Raw genomic sequence first — 18,610 nt, 5'->3', positions numbered from 1 at the left:
TCGGGGACCGCGCGGGGACCGAACGTGGAGGGCGCGGTAGCGAACTCGGCCCAGGGCGGCAGCGGTTGCTCATGAGGCCGCGGTCGGAGGGAGGCCCTTGGACCTGGCGTCCCTTCCGGTCAAAGCCCCGCACCATGTGCCGTTCCCGCCGAACACCCCGGCCGACTCGCCTGACAAGAGGGTCCGGCCGATGTCTGGTCCGGAATCTGATGGTCAACGAACAACGGGGCATGGGCCGTTGGCCGATTCGTGAGTGCGGATGGCCGCGTGTTCGGCATCGCGGCGGGTACGCAGTCGGCATGAGACACCTCCGCGCGCTCGATGCACGGCTCTTCGTACGCGTCGCCTCTGCCCACCCCATACTGCCGTGGGTGACCGGCGCGGCCGTTATGGGTCTGTCCGGCAATCGCGGCGCACGCCGTACCGCACTGCGCGCAACCGGCTCCCTGGCCCTGGCCTCCGCCGCCGTCAGTATCGCCTCCAGGTCGGCCTCCAGCCACCGCCTTCTGCCTCGGCCCACCACCCGGGTGTTGCCGTCCGGGCACGCGGCCGCCGTAGCCGCTTTCACCACCGCCGCCACGTTGGAGTCGCCCCGGCTGGGGGCCGCTCTCCTACCCCTCGCTACAGCAGCCACCGTCTTCCGCGCCCGCACCGGCGCGCCCTCCACCGGTGATGTCCTCGCGGGCGTCGCACTCGGGATCGGTATCGCTGCGGCGACCTGCCGTTGGTGGCCGCTGCACGTGGACGAACCGGCCGAAGCGGCCCGGCCGAACGTCCCCGTCCCCGCGCTTCCCGCAGGCCTGGGACTGATCGCGGTCGTCAACAGCGACGCGGGCGGCGACACGCCGGCCGAAGCCGAACTGCGGATCCTCTTGCCGATGACGGACATTCGGCTCTGCGAAAGCGGCGTCGACCTGCACCTGGTGCTCGACCGAGCGGCCAAGGACGTACTCGCCAACGGGGGCGCGCTCGGGGTCGTGGGCGGTGACGGGACGGTCAACGCGGCAGCGGTCAGGGCCACCGAAACCGGACTGCCGCTGGCCGTGTTCCCCGGCGGCACCCTCAACCACTTCGCCGCCGACCTGGGACTGGCGACCCTGAAGGCCACTGCCGACGCCGTGGAGGCGGGCTGCGGTGGAGCCGTCGATCTCGGCCGTGTCACGACCGAGGGCAGTGCCGAGGGTGACTCCAGCACGTACTTCCTGAACACCTTCAGCATCGGCGTCTACCCCGAACTCGTCCGGGCCCGGGAGGCCCGCGAAGCACGCCTGGGCAAGTGGCCCGCCCTCGCCGTCGGCCTGCTCCGCGTCCTCGCCGACGGCACGCCCCGCAAGGTCACCATCGACGGGCGGCACCGCCGACTGTGGCTGCTCTTCGCCGGCAACAGCCGTTACGACCCACCCGGCTTCGCCCCCTCCTACCGCCGCAGCCTCAATGACGGACTTCTCGACATCCGCGCCGTCAACGGCAGCCATCCCTTCGCCCGCACCCGGCTCATCGCGGCCTTCCTCACCGGCACCCTCGCGCGCTCCCGCGTCTACCAGGCCACCACCGTGACCCGGCTGCGCATCGACGGCGTGGGAGAGGAGGGGGACTACACCCGTGACGGCGAGGTGAGCCCGGCCGCCGACACCCTCCTCCTCGACAAGTCGGTGCGTGCGCTCACTGTCTACCTGCCACCGCCGCGGTGACGCCGCCGGCGGGGTCGGCGCTCTTCGAGCGTTCTGCCTGCTCAACGGCTTTGCGGTCAGGGAAGGGGCAGGCCGGTGTTTCATTTCCACGAGGTGGGCTACACAACGGAGGCGTCCGACGGCCGTCCTGGACGAAGGCACCGGAGAGTTGAACCCACAGCTCCCGGTGCCGTCCGCTGGGCACGCATGCGTCACCGCCGGTCTGCCAGATGGAGGCGCCGCAGTGCTCGGCGCAGCTCCCGCTGTATCGGTTCCGGGAGCGTCTCGTCCTTCGTCGTGGCGACCAGGGCCGCAGCCACATCCCGGAGCTTGACGTTGCAGTGCTGCGACACGTCCACCAGCAGGTCCCAGGCCCTCTCGCTGGAACACGGTGCCAGGGCCATCACCATGCCGCGCGCCTGGTCGATCACCGCACGGCTCGCCAGCGCGCGGCCCAACTGCTCGTTTCTGGTGCGTAGTTCGACGACCTCTGTCAGTAGAGCCGTTTCCTCCGCCGAAGCCACGGCCGTCAACAGCCGCTGTTCTTCGCGAGGCGTGGTCAGCTGGCGCATGGTGCGTACCTCACAGGGCAGACATCCTGTCCGCAGGCGGTCAGCGGCGCGCCAGTTGCCGTTCGCCGGCCGCACCGGGCTTGTAGGTCAGTCCGTAGTGCTTGTTGCGCCATTCCCGGACGTCGGCTGCGTGCATCATGGCCTTCCCCTTCCGGACGGCTGATCCGCCGGTGAGGAGTCGCACCCCCGGTCTTCCGCGTAAAGCTGCCGCAGCGCACGCCGCAGCGCACGCTGCATCAGCCGCGAGAGCGGCTTACCCTCCCAGGCGGCGACCACGGCCGCAGCCACCTCCGGAAGTTTGGTGTTGCACTGCCGCGAGATATCCACGAGCAGGTTCCTGGCCGGGCCACGGCGGCAGGGGGCCAGGACCATCACCATGCCGCAGGCCTGGTCGATGACCATACGGCCGGCCAGTGCCCGCCGCAGCTGATCATTCTCGGCGCGCAGTGCGACGACATCCTGACCGGCCGCATTCTCCGCCCAGGCCTCAGCCGTCAGATCCCACCAATTCTCCGGGAGCATGGTTGTGCGATGCATGGCATCTGCCTCTCCACGATTTCCGCGCGTCCGGTGTGGCTGAAGCCGCCACGGAATCTCTGGATGTCGGGCAACTTCATGGGTCACTCACGGCGTTCATGGTCCCGACGATCCTCGCGCCTCCAGCGCGCCCGGTGCCGACGGCTGTAACGACGGTTCCAGCGGTCCTGACGATCCCGGCGATTCTCGTAGTCCCGGTAGTCCCCGAGATCGGAACCGTCGCCATGGATCCAGCCTCCTCCGCGATCGCGGCCGTGCCGGGTGGCGCCGAAGACCAACACGGCTGCGGCCACCCACCAGATGGGGTTGATGAAGCCGAGGCCGAACAAGACCACGATCAGGATGAGAAGCAGAACGAACACGGCGGGCCTCCTCGGAGCGGAACAAAGCATCACTGCCGGGGGCCGGGGCCAGTACGAACAGCGTAGCCCTCCCCCGAGGTTGCGGACAGCGACCACGTCAGCGTCTTCCGCCGGAACCAGATGGCCACTTGACATCTGTCCAGGGAGCGCGGCGAGGGCTAGCGTGTGCGGTACGGCCCGAGCCCCCGGCAGCGTCGAACACCTCTCGCGCCCCTTCGAGAGCGCACCTTGCGCATCAGTGCCGGACCCTGTCCCGCCCCCAGCGGGCCGCTCCGGCACTCGCCGTCGCTGCGCGATCCCTGCGCAGCCTCGATGCGCCCCATGCGGGCACCGTCCATCGACTGCCCGCCATGTCGCACGTATCCACCGACAGGCGATACACATGTACGCGCTGATCGTTCCCGCTTCGACCCCCTTCGTCCTGCTCGCCACCGTGATGGGTCTGTCCTGGTGGGAGGACCACGTCCTGCCGGCGCCGCCGGCCGAGCCGCTCGAAGCCCCCGCCGAGGCTCCGTTTGTCCCGGCGGCCCCTGCCCAGCTCGCAGAACTCCCCCGTGTCGACACTCCGTTGACAAGGGAAGTCGTCGGGCGTTGACTGACAGCACGGCGTAGGGCAATGCCACTCCGGATCACTCGGTCGACGCATTCCACCTTCCCGCTTCGCCCGGACCCCGCGGAACTCAGGAACTTCCCGCGATCTGGAGGCCCGGCAATGATCCTGTGGATTCTTCTCCTTCTGCTGATCCTGGTGGTGTTCGGGTTCGGCTTCACCATGCAGGCCCTTTGGTGGGTCGCCGCCGTACTCCTGGTCGTCTGGATCGTCGGCTTCGCGATGCGCGGGCGCGGCGGTGGCAGGAGTGGCGGTGGCGGCCGCCGGTACAGCCGCAGTCGCGGATAGCCCACACGAGGCGCTCTCCCGCCCGCGGGAACGGCGGCCTCTACGGCGATCACGCGCGGGAGCCCATCCAGCGAACGAGCAGAGGACCACCATGAGTGTCGGTCAGACGATCAAGCACAAGACCCAGGCATTCAAGGGCCGGGTCACCGAACGTATCGGCCGGACCACCCGCAACAGGCGACTGCAGCGCGAAGGCAGGACCGACCGGGTCTCCGGAAATCTGAAGCAGTCCGGTGACAAGGCCAAGAACGCTTTCAGGCGCTGACCACGAACGCCCCGGGTGGTGTCCGCGTTGCGTGGACGCCACCCGGCAGGCCAACGCGTAGACAGCCAACAGGAATTGATGGGGACGGTAATGGAGCAGAGCACCCTACGAGCCGAGAGCCAGGGAAGGCCGCCATGCTCACCATCGTGATCATCGCCGTGATCGTCATCGTGGCGGTCGCCGTCCTCGTCGTCGGACGTGGCCGCATCCGGGACGGCGGCGGGCGCGGGCTGAAGCACCGCTTCGGACCCGAGTACGACCGTGCCGTCGCCGACCACAACGGCGACACCAAGGCGGCCGAGCGGGAACTCGGCGAGCGCGTCAAGCAACACGGCTCCCTCACGGAACAACCGCTGTCACTCGAGGCCCGCGCGCAGTACACGGCTCAATGGGCCGGCATCCAGGAACAGTTCGTCGACTCGCCGCAAAAGGCGGTCACCGAGGCGGACACACTCCTTGCACACCTGGCGAAGGACCGGGGCTTTCCCGGTGAACAGTTCGAGGAGCAGTTCGCCGCCCTCTCCGTCCACCACGCCGACCAGGTCCGCGGCTACCGCAGCATGCACACGGCCGCCCGCGGCCAGAGCGGTACCGAGGAAATGCGGGAGGCCATGGTCGAAGCCCGAAGCCTCTTCGAGGCACTGGTCACCGAACAACCGGCCGACCCGGATCAGGACAGTCCGCAGACCCCCCAGTCCCCCGACGACCGCGGCCACGCACCGTGGGCACTGAACCGACGCCACGCGAAGGGAAGCAGCACCTGATGTCACACAACGCCGAACACGCCATGCACCGCCCGACCGGAAGCCCGAATCCCTCGACCCCGCGCGCTCCGCAAACACCCCGCACCGAATCCGCTGACGCACCGCGTGAGCGCGACACCACCGCGGACCGCCCCGATCCCCCGCCGGGTCCGGAACTGGTCCCGCAGGGCGAACGGGACAAGCTCACCCTGCGCCTCCAGCAGGCCCTGAACAACTTCGTCGACAGCCCACACAAGGCGGTGGAGGAGGCCGACGCCGTCTTCGATGACATCGCCACCCAGTTCACCAACACCCTCACCGAACGGCGCCGCGTCCTGCGGGCAAGCTGGCAGGACCAGGACACCGATGCACAGACCGAGGAACTACGGCTCGCGCTCAGGCAATACCGGGAGATCACCGAACGGCTGCTGCACATGTCGGCGCCTGCCAGTCAGTAACACTGTCCTCCCCGCGGAAACCACTGCCGCCGCAGTGACCGGTGCGTACACCACACCGGTCGGACTGCGGCGGCTGCGTTCTGGAGGCGGGGCCGACGCACGCTCAACTGCTCCTGCAGAGCTGGTGCCTGGGCCGGCGCGTATCGGCCGACCTCCATCAACCCTCGCGTCAACGCCCCCATGAGCGGGACAGGCCCGGCCATCACGCAGCTGCCGGGCTCCAGAACTATCAAGGGATATTGATGGAGAATCTCAGAGAAGAACAGGAACGGGCGCCCAAGCGGAAGGTGCTCGACCTGACTCTTGTGCAGGTAGTGGCGAGCGCACTCGCAACTGTGGTGGGCGCGGTGCTGGCGTCCCTGCTGGGGGTAACCGGGACGATCATCGGCGCCGCCGTGATCAGTACCAGCGCCACGACAGGCGCAGCGGTCTTCTCGCATGCTTTCCGACGAACGGGCGAGGGGATCCGCAGCCGAGTGCCGCCCGTAGGCGTGCCGAGGACGCCGGACCAGGAGCGGGCGGAACACCGCGCGGACGCCCGGGCGGCGTTCGGTTTACCGGCGGACGCTACGGCCGTTGACGCGATGCCGCCCTCCGGGCCCGGTGGCCCGGATGATGAGCACCGCGGGACAACGGCGGCCTCCACGCCCTCCGAAGGCGAGTCGGTCACCACCTATCGGGGTGGCTCCGTCCGGAGGTCCATCGGCTGGAAGAAGTACGCCCTGGCGACGGGCCTGGTGTTCGCCCTGGCGATGGTCACGGTGACCGCGATGGAGTTGATCATGGGCAAGCCGGTAGCGGCCGTGGTCAAGAATGAGCCGGGCAGGGGAACCTCGGTGGGCGGAGGCACGGCCGGTACCCCCGGCCCCACGGACAGCCGCACACCCACCCCGGGTGCGTCCAGTGGCGCGGCGCCGCAGACGAGCATTTCTGCCTCGCCGGATGAGAGCGCGGCGCCGGACACCAGTTCCCGTCCCAGCTCCAGCCCCAGCCCCAGCCCGAGCTCCAGTTCCAGTTCTTCGATGTCGTCCGCGCCGTCCAGCGGCGGCGCCGTGAGCAGTTCCAACGCCACCGCTGATGAGCAGTGACAAGCCGGTCCGGGCCTCGGTGGGCGGCCTCGTCGGCGAGCAGAGCGCGGAAGGCCCAGTGCACGGAACCGGTGAGGGCCAGCATCAGGACGCTCATACCCGTCCCCGCCAGCCGTGAAGAGATCATGACGATCTCGGGCTTGGCCCCGCGCTGAACCGCGTCCGGTGCAAAGCGGCCGGCGCGGTGAACAGGGCCGCCCGCGAGCACCGCGAGCAGCAGCGTCGTGATGTACATGGCGCGCTGCGCCCTATCGAGCCATGGGGAAACGGGCGGTGAAGGCCAGTGTCAGCAAAAACGCGAACAGGATCTGGACCCGGTCCGGATGATCCTCAACTCCTCGAGTTTCGGTCGGCCTGCGGGCTGGGCGGCCGACGGGATTCGCGGTGCCAGCAGTCCCGATTGCCTCGTTCACAGCTTCAGCAGGTCAGGCGACCAGGGTGTCGCTGTCGCCTCCGGCCCGGAGTCGCACGACTGATCGGCGCAATCCGGGGAAGCCAGCGGGCAGCGGTGCAGCCACCGGGATCATGTGTGGTTCGCCGTCCATCGGCAGGAGTAGACAGATGCTGGCATTCGTGGCGGCCGCCCTCTTCGTCATCGCCTTCGTCATCCGCGTCACCGAGACGTCGACAGAGGTGATCTTCAGCCCGACGAGCCTCATGCTTGTCGGGCTTGCTTTCCTCGCAGTGCACTCGGCCGGCGTGGGGTCTGGCCGGTCCTCCCGGGGAAGCGGACGTCGGCGCTGAGCTGGGCGATGCGTTCCATCCTCTTGTCGGCGGATCCGAACGTGGAGTCGCCTCGGATTGCCCATCAGCCGGGCCGAATTGCGCCCGGATCACACGATCAGCGCCTCCAGCTGGTGGCTGTCCAGATGTCGCGGAAGAGCGACGACGCGGAATCCTTGCCCTGCCCGCCTCGCAGTTGTTCAGTACGTCCGGGACATTCGATCACCGGTATGCCAGCTGGGCTTCACGCCTTGCTGTTTGACGCAGCGCGGCCGCCACGTCACGGAAGGCGGGCGATGGCGGATACGGGAGCGACAGCATGCGCACCATCGATGTCGGCCTCACGGCATCCCGGGTCCCGCGACGCCTGGGCACAGTCCGTAGGGTTCGCCGGAGGAGTACGCTGGGGTTACCGAGAGTATTTCGCGCACCGGCCTCCATGCTCGTGCCGTTTTCGGCGATTGGCTACGCCGGTGCCGGTTCCGACCGGTCCGGAGCAGGGTTCGCATCATGACTGCGACCGTTTCGTACGCGCCGACACTCGAAGACCGGCCCTCCCCTCCCTCTCTCCGCATGTCGCTGGCTCCCAGTGGTTCCGCACCGGCTCTGCTGGACGGCGCCTGGTGGCCCCGCTCCCGCGATCTCTGGGCGGAACTTCCTTCGCTGACGGCCGTGCTCGATCCGCTGTGGGGGCGGATCACCAGGGTCACGGTGAATCCCGCACACTGGCCGACCGTCCCGCACAAGGTGCCCGTCGAAGGGCATGTCGTGAAGGTGGGCTCGTTCATGGCCCAGCAGGACCCGCACCAGATGTTGCTCCTCTCCTACCGCGTGGGCCGCTGGGACCTGCTGGTGATCCCTCCGCAGACGGCTCCCGTCTCGGCCGCCTGGCTGATGGCCGCCGCGAGCGACCCACTGCGCACGTCGACCGCGAGCCAATTGATGGCGGAGGCGGCGCGCCTGCGCACAGTGATGGAGACCGACCGGGCCGTGGAGGCGGTCTGGGACGCCGAAGGAGGCCATGAGGCAGGCGGTCCACCCTCACGTCCACGGATCCCGGCAGTCGCTCTTCCGACACAGCATCCGGCGAAAGGGGTGTGAGGGCCATGGAGACCTTCGTGACCGTAGTGGCGCTCCTGGCGATGGTCGCTCTGGGCGCGTTCCTGATCCACCGGCTCAACAACCAGCACGACGAGCGCATCGCCGATTTCCACTACGGCCGCTCCCGGTCGGCTGCCCGGGGACCGGCGCCATCGGCCCCGCAGCAGGTTCGCGGTCGCGCCGCAACGAGCGGTACCGGTGATCGCCGCGACCATCGCGACGGGGGACGTGGGCGGCTCCGGCCACGGCGCCGGGCCCGGACACAAGGGAAGTGAGTCATCATGCTCCCCACCCAGCTCCTGGCAGACACCAGCAGTGAGCCGGTGCTTCCCGGCACCGCGGTCCTGCGATTGGAGACGACATCCAAGCGCACGGGAACGTTCGACGGCGCGTGGTGGCCACGGTCGCGCGACATCGGGAGCCAACTGTCCGGCCTGGTCATCGCGCTGACGGCCCGGCTGGGCACCATCGCTCGCGTCGGCCTCGACGCGAGCGACTGGGACGAGATGCCGGGCGATCTGGTCGTCGCGGGGCATACGGTCCGTATCGACTGGTCCGCCGTCGGGGACAGCACGATGATCGTCACCAAGGGGGCCCAGGACCGTTTCCTGTTCCTGGTGATCCCTCCACAGACGGCTCCCTCCCCCGCCCACGCCGCGATGGCCATGGCTGTACGGGACAACAACGCGATCTCGGCCGAGCATGTTCTCGCCGCCGCTGGTGTCACCCCGGCCGACCGGACCGTCGTACCGTCCCGCTCTCCCGACTGACAGGGGCGGCAGGATCGCACCGCTCAGCAATCACACAACCCGCAGCCCAGGACCCCGGCCGCCGCACCGCAGACGACAGGCCGGGGTCTTCCCGCGCCGTGTGCTTCCCGGACCGCTCGGGTTCCGGGACACCATCGACGTAAGGAATGTGAGAACCATGGGTGTGCTGATCACCGTGCTGGTGGTGTTCGCCGTGACCGGGCTGGTGCTGCTCGCCATGAGCCTGCGCAACGTCCAACAGTACGAGAAGGGCGTGGTGTTCCGCTTCGGTCGGCTGCTGCCGGACATCCGCGGGCCCGGCCTGCGCTTCATCCGGCCGATCGGCGACCGGATGCGGAAGGTGTCCGTACAGACCGAGGTCCTCGGCATCCCGCCACAGGGGTCCATCACCGCCGACAACGTGACGCTCACCGTGGACGCGGTCGTCTACTTCCGGGTCATCGACCCGGTCAAAGCCCTGGTGAACGTACGCAACTACCCCAGCGCCGTCTCCCAGATCGCCCAGACCTCGCTCCGCGCCGTCATCGGCAGGGCCGACCTGGACACGCTCCTCTCCGACCGCGACCACATCAACGCGGAGCTCAAGAAAGTGATGGACGCCCCCACCGAGGAGCCCTGGGGACTGCGCATCGAACGCGTGGAGATCAAGGACATCGCCCTTCCGGAGTCGATGATGCGCTCCATGTCCAAGCAGGCCGAGGCCGAGCGTGAACGCCGTGCCCGGGTCATCGCCGCCGACGGCGAGTTCCAGGCGTCCCAGCGCCTGAGCGACGCCGCGGCGACCATGGCCGACACTCCGGGCGCTCTCCAACTGCGCCTGCTGCAGACCGTGGTGGACGTCTCGGCGGAGAAAAACAGCACCCTGGTCATGCCGTTCCCGGTGGAGATGCTCCGCTTCTTCGAGCACCAGAGCCGGGAGGCTGACGGCGAGTCCACCCACCGGAGCATGCCGCGCCCCGCACTCCCCGAACTGACCACCCCCATCCCGCCCACCACGCCCGCCTTCTCGCTGCGTGGAAAGCCGGTCGGCTCTCTGAGCGGAGAGCGGGCCGGTTCTCGCGGAGAGCGGATCGGCAAGCGTGCGGCAGCGGCCCGGGAACAGCGGGACAACGGGCCGACACCGGCGGACTCCGACTCTGGCGTGTCACATGCCCACAGCTGATCTCCCCCTGGTCCCGGGCAGTCGTCGGGTGAGCGCGAAGCTCCGTGGCGGCGAGTCGCCCACCATGGACGCGGTGCGGTTGCGTCGGGTGAACCGCCGGCTGGCACAGGGCCTGGGCGGGCGACTGGCGGATCTGTACGTGGACTCCCGCGAGACGTCACCCCGTGAGGCGTACCGCCGTCCCAGCCGTCGGCGCTTTCTGAACCGTCTCGCCTTCGACATCCGTCGGCCGGGGTTCGCCATGGTGATCGCAGAGACGGACGGCCTGGTGGGATGCGCCGTCGGATTCCCGATCCGCGGCGACGGCTTCTATTGGCCAGGGTTTGACGGAGCATTGCCGCACAGCATCGAGCAACTCAACGAGTCAGGAAGCGTCTTCGCGATCACCGACATCCTGGTCCGCCCGCACCCGCAGGACCAGGACGTGGCCCGCCGGTTGCAGGAGCGGCTGCTGACCGACCAGCAGGCGACACTCGGTGCCACCTTGGTGGACCGGGCCGATCTCACAACGCTCGCTGCGCTCCGCTCCTGGGGATGGCTTGACCTGGGAGAGATCTGGAGGCCGATCAGCGCCACGGTGCTCCGGGTGCTGGTCCTTCCCGTCGGGGAACCAACCGCCGTGAGGCTGGAGGGGCTTGCACACGATGCCTGGACACGGTGGCCCGGGTGAGGTCCCACCGCCGGTCGGCCCGTATCCAGGCGCTGGTCGCCGAGCAGGCGGCCCGACGCGGCACCCGGGTCGGCGTGGTGGACGTGTGCACCGCTGCCGTGGCCGCGCTCCCGGTCGGCGGGGCCGGGCTGTCGGCGATGTCCCGGACCGCGCCGAGCCATCCGCTGTGCAGCACCGACGCCATCAGTGAACGACTGGAGGAGCTCCAGCTCACCCTGGGCGAGGGGCCCTGCGTGGACGCCTTCACACAGGGTTCCGCCATCCTGACACCCGATCTGCTGACCGGTGACCTGCAGGACCGCTGGACCGTGTTCGCCGATGCGGCCCTGGAAGCCGGAGCGCGCGCGGTGTTCGCGTTTCCCCTGCAGATAGGGGCGATCAGCCCGGGAGTCCTGGACCTGTACGCCGACGTGCCGACCGTGCTGGACGCGGAGGAGCTGGCCGACGCGCTGGCCTTCGCCGATCTCGCGACGCTGCTCCTGCTCGATACAAGGATCGACGAGACAGGCTCGCCGGCCGGCGGACCGTTGCCGGACCGCAGCTTCGAGGACCTGGGCGGATACCGGCCGGAGATCGACCAGGCCACCGGCATCCTCACCGTCCAACTCGGCGTCGGCATCGACGAAGCCTTCGTCCGGCTCCGCGCCTACGCCTATACGCAGGGACGCCGACTCGCCGAGGTGGCCGCCGACGTCGTAGCCCACCGGCTTCGCTTCTCCCCGGACACGGAACCGAGACGGACCGACGAGGAAACCTGAGGCACCGGTGCCATCCGATGAACGTGCTGCACTTCCCGCCCCTTCCCGGCGGGACTAGTCTCAATCGAGGGTGACACGATGAATCAGCAGCTCCTGGCCAAGACTTTCGTCGAGCTGGCGGACAACCTGGTCGCCGACTTCGACCTGATCGACTTCCTGCGCCTGCTCACCGACCGCTGCGTGGGCATGCTCGGCGCAGGTGCGGCCGGGGTGCTGCTCGCGGACCGCGACGGCGAACTCCGCGTGATGGCCGCCTCCGACGAACAGGTACGCCTGCTGGAGCTCTTCCAGCTCCAGAACGACGAAGGCCCCTGCCTCGAGTGCTTCCGCACCGGCACACAGGTGATCGTCCCCGACCTGACCCGGGAGGTCGATCGCTGGCCGCGCTTCGTCACGGTGGCCCACCACAGCGGTTTCGGGGCAGTCCAGGCCCTGCCGATGCGTCTGCGGGACGAGACCGTGGGCGCCCTGAACCTTTTCCGTGCCGCCCCCGGCCCCTTCGACCCGGCCGCCACCCTCATCGCCCAGGCCCTGGCCGACGTCGCCACCATCAGCCTCCTGCAACAACGCACCACCCACCGCAGCACGGTGCTCAACGAACAGCTGCAGACGGCATTGAACAGCCGGGTACTGATCGAGCAGGCCAAGGGGAAACTCGCCGAACGCCAGGGCATCGACATGGAACAGGCCTTCACCACCCTGCGCGGCTACGCCCGCGCCCACAACCGGCGCCTGTCCGACGTGGCCCGCGCCTTCATCGACGACTCCGAACGCCTCCCCGGACTGGGGTCCTGACCCACTCCGTGCCACCGACCGACGCCCCCGCGCCGGGATTCACGGTCCGTACGGCCGCCGCCGCAGTGCGGCGGCGGCCGTACGTGGCGCGAGGATGGGAGGCCCCCCTCCACCGTGTCCTCGCGCGCTGTCCTCCGCGGCGGCGGGACTGGTGAGAACACCCCGTCTGGAAATGCCGGGAGGACGGAGGCTGGAGCCGCTCACAGCGGCGATGCGGCTCCGGCCGGGCCTGGTTTCCGACTCGGGGGCTGGGAGCCTGGATGGGAAGACCTGCTGGTACCTGACACGGTCGCAGTCCCGTCTTCCCCGCGTGAAGCCTAGAGCAGATACAGGCGAAGCGGAACAGGGCCGTTCGCGGGCGCCGCCCGTGCACCCGGGACATCGTCACGCGGTCCTCCTCGGAACACGGGGGTCGGCCATCACCTGGTCATGCAGGCGGGCACAGGTGCGGGAGATCAGACGGGAGACGTGCATCTGGGAGACACCGAGCTGTAGGCCGATGCGGGCCTGCGTCATCTCGCAGAAGAACCTCATGTACAGGATCTGCCGTTCGCGTTCGGGCAGTGCCTGCAGCAGGGGGCGGAGCGCCTCACGGTTGACGACCCGGTCGAAGCCGGGCTCCATGCCACCGAGGGTGTCGGTCAGGCGGTGGCTGTCCTCGGAGTGGCCGGGCTGGGTGTCCAAGGACCGGGCGGTGAAGCTCTCCAGCGCCCCCTGACCCAGCCGTACCTCGGCCTCGGTCAGGCCGGCGTGTGCGGCGATCTCGTGAGCTGCGGGGATGCGGCCTCCCAGCGAAGCGCACAGCTCATGGTCGGCGGAGCGGACCCGACGGCGCAGCTCCTGTACGCGCCGCGGCACATGAACGACCCACAGTTCGTCACGGAAGTGCCGCTTCACCTCGCCGAGGATCGTCGGTATGGCAAAACTCGGGAAGGCGGTTCCGCGACTGGGGTCGAAGCGGGCTACCGCCTTGACCAGGCCCAGTTGGGCGACCTGCTTGAGGTCCTCGAAGGTCTCACCACGATGGCGGAAGCGCCGGGCGAGCCGTACGGCCATCGGCATCCAGGCGCACACCACCTCCTGCCGCAGCGCGGACTTCTCCGGGCCGCCCGGTAGGGCAGCGATTCGGCGGAACGCGGCGTCGGTGTCCGGAGCGTCGTCGTAGGGGTATGCGCTTCGTGGGCTCTGCGTGCGTTGGTCCGGCATGGGCACGTGTCTCCCTGATGGGTGGAGTCACTCACCGTGGGAGCCGGCAGACAGCAGCGCACAGGGGAGCAGCGAAAGCTGCTCCCACGGGCGTGCCTCCGGTCTGAAGCACACCAGGCGAGTTCCCGGACAGTCCGCTCTCAAACAGCTCTCCGCGACACAACTGCGGCTGCCGACGGCAGGCGTCCCTTCGCCCAACCACACGAACTCGAAGGCTCTGAGCCGTCCGCGATGGACACGGTGCGTCTGCGCCGGCTGAACCGCTGGCAGGCCGAGGGCCTGCGGGAGGACCTGGCGGATCTGTACGTGGAGTCTTCCGCAGCCGCTCCCGGTGAGGAGTTCCACGACCGGCAGAAGTTCCTGCACCGCCTGGCAAACGACGTACAGCTACCGGGATTCGACATGCTGGTCGCCGAGGCGCGCTCCCTGGCCGGGTGTGTCTTCGGATTCCCCGTGCCGCGCGACGGCTCCTGGTGGCAGGGGTTCGACGGACCGATGCCGCAGAACCTTGAGCAACTGACCGCGTCCGGGCATGTCTTCGCGATCCTCGAAACCCTCGTCCATCCTCACCAGCACGCCCACGGGCTCGCCCGCCGACTCCAGGAGCGTCTGCTCGCCGACCACCAGTCTTCGCTTGGTGTCACGTTGGTGGATCAGTCCGACCGTTCGGCCTGTGCCACCTTCAAGAACTGGGGCTGGCAGGAGGCGGGACAGATCCACCGCCTGCCCGGCCCAACGAACTTACGAGTACTCGTTCTTCCTCTTGGCGAGCGCACGGCGGAACATCCGGACGGCCTCGCCCACAACGACCAGACCCAACGGCCCGAATAGCCGTCCGCGCCAGCCCGACGAGGCATTCGATCGAATCGCCGCAGTGGCCGCCCGCCTGTTCGACGCTCCGGCCGCGACGGTGACGATGCTGTCGGCATCGTCCGACGGCAGTCGTTTCTGCACTTGACCAGACCGAACGGGCGGTAAGCCGACGGTCCGGAGTTTGAGCCCCCCGAGGTGGGCTACACAGGAGGGGTGTCCGACGGCCGGCCCGGACGAAGGCACCGGAGAGTTGAGCTCACAGCTCCCGGTGCCGTCCCCGCTGGAGAGCGCTCCGTCACCCCCGGTCCGCCGCATGAAGGCGCCGCAGCGCCCGGCGAAGCTCCCGCTGTATCTCTTCCGGGAGCGTCTCGTCCTTCGTCGTGGCGACCAGAGCCGCAGCAACATCCCGGAGCTTGATATTGCAGTGCTGCGACACGCCCACCAGCAGATCCCATGCCCTCGCGCTGGAACACGGCGCCAGGACCATCACCATGCCGCGCGCCTGGTCGATCACCGCACGGGTCGAAAGCGCCCGCCCCAACTGCTCGTTCTTGGCACGCAGTTCGACGACCTCGGCCAGCAAAGCCGCATCGCCTGCCGAAGCCACAGCCATCAGCAGCGGCCGTTCTTCACGGGGCGGGGTCACCTGGCGCATGGTGCGTACCTCAGCAGTCCTCACAACACAGTCCTCACAACACAGTTGTCGTACCCATGGACGGTCAGCGGCGCGCCAGTTGCCTCTCACCGGCTGCACCGGGCTCATAGGGCAGGCCGTAGTGCTTGAAGATCGCCTCCTCCTGGTCGGCGGGCAGCACGTCGTCGGTGCCGATCGAAGGGGCCTGCTTCACCAGCGTTTTGACATAGGCGACCTTGAGATAGCCCGGCCCGGCGATCGCGTCCTCCAAGGGGACGAATACCAGCCGGTGCCGGGTGGGCAGTCCAGTTCGTACGGTGGCCATGGCCGGCTCATCGGTGGTGGTGTCCACATAGACCGCTTCGAGGACACCGATCTTGTGGGACTCGGTATCGACGACGTCGAGATCGCGCCATTCCCGGACATCAGCTGCGTGAATCATGACCTCTCCCTACCGAAGGACTTGCCTGGTCGGCATGAACCTCATCGCAGGTCTGCCGTATGAAGCCGCCGCCACTTCCCGGAGTTTGAGATCGCACTGCCGTGAGACATCCACCAGCAGGTTCCTGGCCGCCCCACGGCGGCACGGGGTCAGGGCCATCACCATGCCGCAGGCCTGGTCGATCACCACACGGCCGGACAGTGCCCGCCGCAGCTGATCGTTCTCGGCGAGCAGCGCGACGACATCCTGCCCGCCCGGCGCGTTCCCCCACGAGACCTCGGCCTTCAGATCCCACCACTCTTCTTGGATCACACCCTTGCGTTGCATGGCATGTGCCTCTCCGGGCTCTCTCCGGGCTCTCTCCGTGTCCGGGATGGCTGAAGCCGTTCCGGACTCCCTGGCTGCTGGGTCGCTTCACGGGTCACCTGCGGTGTTCGCGATCCTGCCGGTCCTCGCGCCTCCAGCGCGCTCGGTGCCGACGGCTGTAGCGACGGTCCCAGCGGTCCTGACGATCCCGGCGCTCCTGATAGTCCCGGTAGTCCCCGAGATCGGACCTGCTACTACGGCCCCGGCCCCGGCCCCCGCCACGATCGCGGCCGTAGCGGGTGGCCCCGAAGACCAACACCGCCGCGGCCACCCACCAGATGGGATCGAGGAAGCCGAAACCGAACAAGGCCATGATGAAGATGAGTAGCAGGACGAACACGGCGGGCCTCCCCGGGAGCGGGACACAGCATCGATACCGGGGACTAGGGCCTCACCCCACAGCGTAGTCCTGCCCAAAGATTCCGGATACGGCGCGACATCAGTGCGTCCTGTCCGGCACGGATGGCTGCTTGACACCTATCCGGGAAGTGCGGGGAGGGCTAGCGTGCGTCGTGCCGCCCCGGCCCCCGGCAGCGTCGCACCGCCATCGCGCTCCCCAGGGGGCGCACCCTGCGCATCGGTGCCGGAACCCGCCGCGTCACGAGCGAGGCCATTCCCGCACGCGCCCATCGTCTTGTGATCCCCGGCGCGGCCCAGATGTGCCTCAAGCGGGCAACTATCTGCTGCCCGTCGCGTCGCACGCATCCCACGACAGGCGGTACACATGTACGCGCTGATCGTTCCGGTTTCGGCTCCCTTCGTCCTGCTCGCCACCGTGCTGGGCCCGTCCTGGTGGGAGGACCACGTCCTGCCGGCGCCGCCCACCGAGCCGGCCGAAGCCCCCGTCGAGGCTCCGTTTGCCCCAGCGGCCCCTGCCCAGCTCCCAGAACTCCTCAGTGCCGACGCTACGTTGACAAGGGAGGTTGCCAGGCGTTGACTGACCGCAGGCGTGGGGCTACACCGCTCCGGAATTCTCCGGGCGACGCCTTCCACCTTCCGCTTCGCCCTGACCCCGCGGAACGCAGGAACTGTCCCTGTGACCACGTGGAGGCTCGGCCATGTTTCTCTGGATTCTTCTCCTCCTGCTGATCCTCGTGGTGTTCGGGTTCGGCTTCACCATGCAGACCCTTTGGTGGGTCGCTGCCGTACTGCTGGTCGTCTGGATCGTCGGCTTCACGAGGCGCGGGCGCGGCGGTAGCAGGCGTCGGTACGGCCGCCGGTAATCCACACCGGGGCCCGATCCCGCCCGCGGGAATGGCGGCCGGTACGACGATCACGCGCGTGGCCCCACTCAGCAGACACGTAGGAGGCCGACCATGGGCGTCGGACAGACGATCAAGCACAAGACCCAGGCATTCAAGGGCCGGATGGCCGAACGCGTCGGCCGGACCACCCGCAACACGCGACTGCAGCGGCAAGGCAGGACCGACCGGGTCTCCGGAAATCTGAAGCAGGCCGGCTCCAAGGCCAAGCACGCCTTCAGGCGCTGACCACAAACGCCCGGGTGGTGGCCACGTCACATGGACACCACCCGGCACGCCTCAACACTCAATGAGCCGACAGGAATTGACGGCAATGATGCAGACCTATCTGCGAACCAAGAGCCAAAGAAGGCAGCCATGTTCACCGTCGTGATCATCGCCATGATCGTCATTGGCATGGCCACCCTCCTCTACCTCGGACGCGGAAGGGCCCCGGGCAGCGGCGGACGCGGGCTGAAGAGGCGCTTCGGCCCCGAGTACGACCGTGCCGTCGCCCACAATGACGGCGACATCAGGGCGGCCGAGCGGGAACTCAGTAAGCGCGTGCAGCAGCACGGCTCCCTCAGGGAGCAGCCGCTGCCGCCCGAGGCCCGCGAGCACTACGTGACTGAATGGGCCGCCGTTCAAGACCAGTTCGTCGAATCACCGCAGAGGGCCATCACCGAGGCGGATGCGCTGCTGGCGCACCTGGCAAAGGACCGCGGTTTCCCTGACGGCGAGCAGTTCGATGAGCAGTTGGCTGCCCTCTCCGTCCGCCACGCCTACTTCGTCCAGGGTTATCGCAGCATGCACACAGCCGCCCACGACCAGAGCGGCACCGAGGAGATGCGGGAAGCCATGGTCGAAGCCCGAAGCCTCTTCGAGGCACTGGTCTCCGACCAACCGGCTGCCCCGGACCGGCGCCGCCCGCAGACCCCCGACGGCCAAGGACACGCGCCGTGGCCACCGACCCGACGCCACGCGAAGGGAAGCAGCACCTGATGTCGCACAACGCCAAACACGCGCGGCAGCCCCGGACCGGGAGCCCGGTTCCCGCGATGCAGCGCGCCCCGCAGACACCTCCCACCGACTCCACCGACTCTGCTCACGCACCGCGTGAGCCCGGCACCAGCGCCGACGGCGCCGATCGCCGGCTGGGCTCGAAGCTGCTCCCGCAACGCAAACGGGACAAGCTCACCCTGCGCCTCCAACAGGCCCTCAGCAACTTCGCCGGCAGCCGCGCCAAGCGGCGGAAGAGGCCGACAGCACCTTCGACGAACTCGCCACCCACCTGACAGGCGCCCTCACAGAACGGCGTCGTGTCCTCCGCGCAAGC

Annotated in this window: 28 protein-coding genes and 1 pseudogene; 19 read left to right on the top strand and 10 right to left on the bottom strand. The window is 68.7% G+C overall.

The features are described from left to right. Positions 1 to 299: 299 nt before the first annotated feature. On the top strand, positions 300 to 1,691 hold the full coding sequence (locus tag G6048_RS06730; RefSeq protein WP_235989516.1) for a diacylglycerol/lipid kinase family protein: 1,392 nt from the start codon (positions 300 to 302) through the stop codon (positions 1,689 to 1,691). 191 nt (positions 1,692 to 1,882) lie between these two features. Here G6048_RS06730 and G6048_RS06725 read toward each other — a convergent pair whose 3' ends face one another. The 3 genes from G6048_RS06725 to G6048_RS06715 all read right to left on the bottom strand — a co-directional run bounded on the left by G6048_RS06725 (position 1,883) and on the right by G6048_RS06715 (position 3,141). After that, on the bottom strand, positions 1,883 to 2,242 hold the full coding sequence (locus tag G6048_RS06725) for an ANTAR domain-containing protein (RefSeq protein ID WP_165338516.1): 360 nt from the start codon (positions 2,240 to 2,242) through the stop codon (positions 1,883 to 1,885). 135 nt (positions 2,243 to 2,377) lie between these two features. After that, entirely contained in the window at positions 2,378 to 2,779 is a 402-nt protein-coding gene (locus G6048_RS06720; protein WP_165338515.1) for an ANTAR domain-containing protein, read from the bottom strand. A gap of 83 nt (positions 2,780 to 2,862) precedes the next feature. After that, positions 2,863 to 3,141, bottom strand: a complete 279-nt coding sequence (locus tag G6048_RS06715; RefSeq protein WP_165338514.1) for a hypothetical protein — start codon at positions 3,139 to 3,141, stop codon at positions 2,863 to 2,865. 382 nt (positions 3,142 to 3,523) lie between these two features. Between G6048_RS06715 and G6048_RS06710 the strand changes: the two genes are divergently transcribed. From G6048_RS06710 to G6048_RS06685, 6 genes are all read left to right on the top strand, one after another. Continuing rightward, positions 3,524 to 3,736: a hypothetical protein gene (locus G6048_RS06710; RefSeq protein ID WP_165338513.1), complete on the top strand. Its 213-nt coding sequence runs from the start codon at positions 3,524 to 3,526 to the stop codon at positions 3,734 to 3,736. Between the two features lie 117 nt (positions 3,737 to 3,853). Beyond that, positions 3,854 to 4,039, top strand: a complete 186-nt coding sequence (locus tag G6048_RS06705) for a hydrophobic protein (RefSeq protein ID WP_206341259.1) — start codon at positions 3,854 to 3,856, stop codon at positions 4,037 to 4,039. A 91-nt stretch (positions 4,040 to 4,130) separates the two neighbouring features. Further along, the gene (locus tag G6048_RS06700; RefSeq protein WP_165338512.1) at positions 4,131 to 4,304 is read left to right on the top strand and encodes a CsbD family protein; all 174 of its coding nucleotides are present in this window, start codon (positions 4,131 to 4,133) and stop codon (positions 4,302 to 4,304) included. Between the two features lie 134 nt (positions 4,305 to 4,438). After that, positions 4,439 to 5,068 (top strand): hypothetical protein, encoded by a 630-nt coding sequence (locus G6048_RS06695; protein WP_165338511.1) that lies wholly within the window; start codon positions 4,439 to 4,441, stop codon positions 5,066 to 5,068. After that, entirely contained in the window at positions 5,068 to 5,505 is a 438-nt protein-coding gene (locus G6048_RS06690) for a hypothetical protein (RefSeq protein ID WP_235989515.1), read from the top strand. The genes G6048_RS06695 and G6048_RS06690 overlap by 1 nt, the downstream gene beginning before the upstream one ends. Positions 5,506 to 5,747: 242 nt before the next feature. After that, positions 5,748 to 6,593: a hypothetical protein gene (locus tag G6048_RS06685; RefSeq protein WP_165338465.1), complete on the top strand. Its 846-nt coding sequence runs from the start codon at positions 5,748 to 5,750 to the stop codon at positions 6,591 to 6,593. An 85-nt stretch (positions 6,594 to 6,678) separates the two neighbouring features. On the opposite strand, the pseudogene G6048_RS51750 reads toward G6048_RS06685, so the two are convergent. Continuing rightward, positions 6,679 to 6,828, bottom strand: a pseudogene (locus G6048_RS51750) (DUF6328 family protein); the annotation flags it as partial. Positions 6,829 to 7,018: 190 nt separating this feature from the next. Beyond that, positions 7,019 to 7,252, bottom strand: a complete 234-nt coding sequence (locus G6048_RS51305; protein ID WP_206341258.1) for a hypothetical protein — start codon at positions 7,250 to 7,252, stop codon at positions 7,019 to 7,021. 574 nt (positions 7,253 to 7,826) lie between these two features. Here G6048_RS51305 and G6048_RS06670 point away from each other — a divergent pair. The 7 genes from G6048_RS06670 (at position 7,827) to G6048_RS06640 (ending at position 12,572) form a co-directional block, all read left to right on the top strand. Then, positions 7,827 to 8,417 (top strand): DUF5994 family protein, encoded by a 591-nt coding sequence (locus tag G6048_RS06670; protein WP_165338509.1) that lies wholly within the window; start codon positions 7,827 to 7,829, stop codon positions 8,415 to 8,417. 5 nt (positions 8,418 to 8,422) lie between these two features. Beyond that, entirely contained in the window at positions 8,423 to 8,692 is a 270-nt protein-coding gene (locus G6048_RS06665; protein WP_165338508.1) for a hypothetical protein, read from the top strand. 6 nt (positions 8,693 to 8,698) lie between these two features. Then, positions 8,699 to 9,187: a DUF5994 family protein gene (locus G6048_RS06660; RefSeq protein ID WP_165338507.1), complete on the top strand. Its 489-nt coding sequence runs from the start codon at positions 8,699 to 8,701 to the stop codon at positions 9,185 to 9,187. Between the two features lie 157 nt (positions 9,188 to 9,344). After that, positions 9,345 to 10,349, top strand: coding sequence for a slipin family protein (locus tag G6048_RS06655; protein WP_235989514.1), 1,005 nt, complete (start codon positions 9,345 to 9,347; stop codon positions 10,347 to 10,349). Positions 10,350 to 10,377: 28 nt separating this feature from the next. Next, the gene (locus tag G6048_RS06650) at positions 10,378 to 11,019 is read left to right on the top strand and encodes a hypothetical protein (RefSeq protein WP_328825687.1); all 642 of its coding nucleotides are present in this window, start codon (positions 10,378 to 10,380) and stop codon (positions 11,017 to 11,019) included. Then, on the top strand, positions 11,016 to 11,777 hold the full coding sequence (locus G6048_RS06645; protein WP_328825686.1) for an ANTAR domain-containing protein: 762 nt from the start codon (positions 11,016 to 11,018) through the stop codon (positions 11,775 to 11,777). Before G6048_RS06650 ends, G6048_RS06645 begins: the two co-directional genes overlap by 4 nt. 78 nt (positions 11,778 to 11,855) lie before the next feature. Beyond that, positions 11,856 to 12,572: a GAF and ANTAR domain-containing protein gene (locus tag G6048_RS06640; protein WP_165338506.1), complete on the top strand. Its 717-nt coding sequence runs from the start codon at positions 11,856 to 11,858 to the stop codon at positions 12,570 to 12,572. A gap of 384 nt (positions 12,573 to 12,956) precedes the next feature. Here the strand turns inward: G6048_RS06640 and G6048_RS06635 are convergent, their stop codons facing one another. Next, positions 12,957 to 13,778 (bottom strand): SigB/SigF/SigG family RNA polymerase sigma factor, encoded by an 822-nt coding sequence (locus tag G6048_RS06635; protein ID WP_165338505.1) that lies wholly within the window; start codon positions 13,776 to 13,778, stop codon positions 12,957 to 12,959. Positions 13,779 to 14,009: 231 nt separating this feature from the next. Between G6048_RS06635 and G6048_RS06630 the strand changes: the two genes are divergently transcribed. Further along, positions 14,010 to 14,609 carry a hypothetical protein gene (locus G6048_RS06630; RefSeq protein ID WP_235989513.1) on the top strand — a complete coding sequence of 200 codons (600 nt, stop codon included), beginning with the start codon at positions 14,010 to 14,012 and terminating at the stop codon, positions 14,607 to 14,609. 277 nt (positions 14,610 to 14,886) lie between these two features. Here the strand turns inward: G6048_RS06630 and G6048_RS06625 are convergent, their stop codons facing one another. The 4 genes from G6048_RS06625 to G6048_RS06610 form a co-directional block, all read right to left on the bottom strand. Next, the gene (locus G6048_RS06625) at positions 14,887 to 15,246 is read right to left on the bottom strand and encodes an ANTAR domain-containing protein (protein ID WP_165338504.1); all 360 of its coding nucleotides are present in this window, start codon (positions 15,244 to 15,246) and stop codon (positions 14,887 to 14,889) included. 64 nt (positions 15,247 to 15,310) lie between these two features. After that, positions 15,311 to 15,667: a PRC-barrel domain-containing protein gene (locus G6048_RS06620; RefSeq protein ID WP_165338503.1), complete on the bottom strand. Its 357-nt coding sequence runs from the start codon at positions 15,665 to 15,667 to the stop codon at positions 15,311 to 15,313. 9 nt (positions 15,668 to 15,676) lie between these two features. Next, positions 15,677 to 15,994, bottom strand: coding sequence for an ANTAR domain-containing protein (locus G6048_RS06615; protein ID WP_165338502.1), 318 nt, complete (start codon positions 15,992 to 15,994; stop codon positions 15,677 to 15,679). 94 nt (positions 15,995 to 16,088) lie between these two features. Further along, positions 16,089 to 16,373: a hypothetical protein gene (locus G6048_RS06610; RefSeq protein ID WP_165338501.1), complete on the bottom strand. Its 285-nt coding sequence runs from the start codon at positions 16,371 to 16,373 to the stop codon at positions 16,089 to 16,091. Between the two features lie 718 nt (positions 16,374 to 17,091). Between G6048_RS06610 and G6048_RS06600 the strand changes: the two genes are divergently transcribed. From G6048_RS06600 to G6048_RS06585, 4 genes are all read left to right on the top strand, one after another. Continuing rightward, positions 17,092 to 17,256 (top strand): hydrophobic protein, encoded by a 165-nt coding sequence (locus tag G6048_RS06600; RefSeq protein WP_165338499.1) that lies wholly within the window; start codon positions 17,092 to 17,094, stop codon positions 17,254 to 17,256. A gap of 93 nt (positions 17,257 to 17,349) precedes the next feature. Continuing rightward, complete coding sequence (locus G6048_RS06595) at positions 17,350 to 17,523, top strand: CsbD family protein (RefSeq protein WP_165338498.1); 174 nt, start codon at positions 17,350 to 17,352, stop codon at positions 17,521 to 17,523. 129 nt (positions 17,524 to 17,652) lie between these two features. Then, the gene (locus tag G6048_RS06590) at positions 17,653 to 18,276 is read left to right on the top strand and encodes a hypothetical protein (protein WP_165338540.1); all 624 of its coding nucleotides are present in this window, start codon (positions 17,653 to 17,655) and stop codon (positions 18,274 to 18,276) included. Then, positions 18,276 to 18,569, top strand: coding sequence for a hypothetical protein (locus G6048_RS06585; RefSeq protein ID WP_165338497.1), 294 nt, complete (start codon positions 18,276 to 18,278; stop codon positions 18,567 to 18,569). The genes G6048_RS06590 and G6048_RS06585 overlap by 1 nt, the downstream gene beginning before the upstream one ends. The last annotated feature ends 41 nt before the right edge of the window (positions 18,570 to 18,610 follow it).

The sequence above is a fragment of the Streptomyces ureilyticus genome, assembly GCF_011045025.1.
Taxonomy (GTDB): domain Bacteria; phylum Actinomycetota; class Actinomycetes; order Streptomycetales; family Streptomycetaceae; genus Streptomyces; species Streptomyces ureilyticus.
This window is presented reverse-complemented; position numbering and strand designations above follow the sequence as displayed.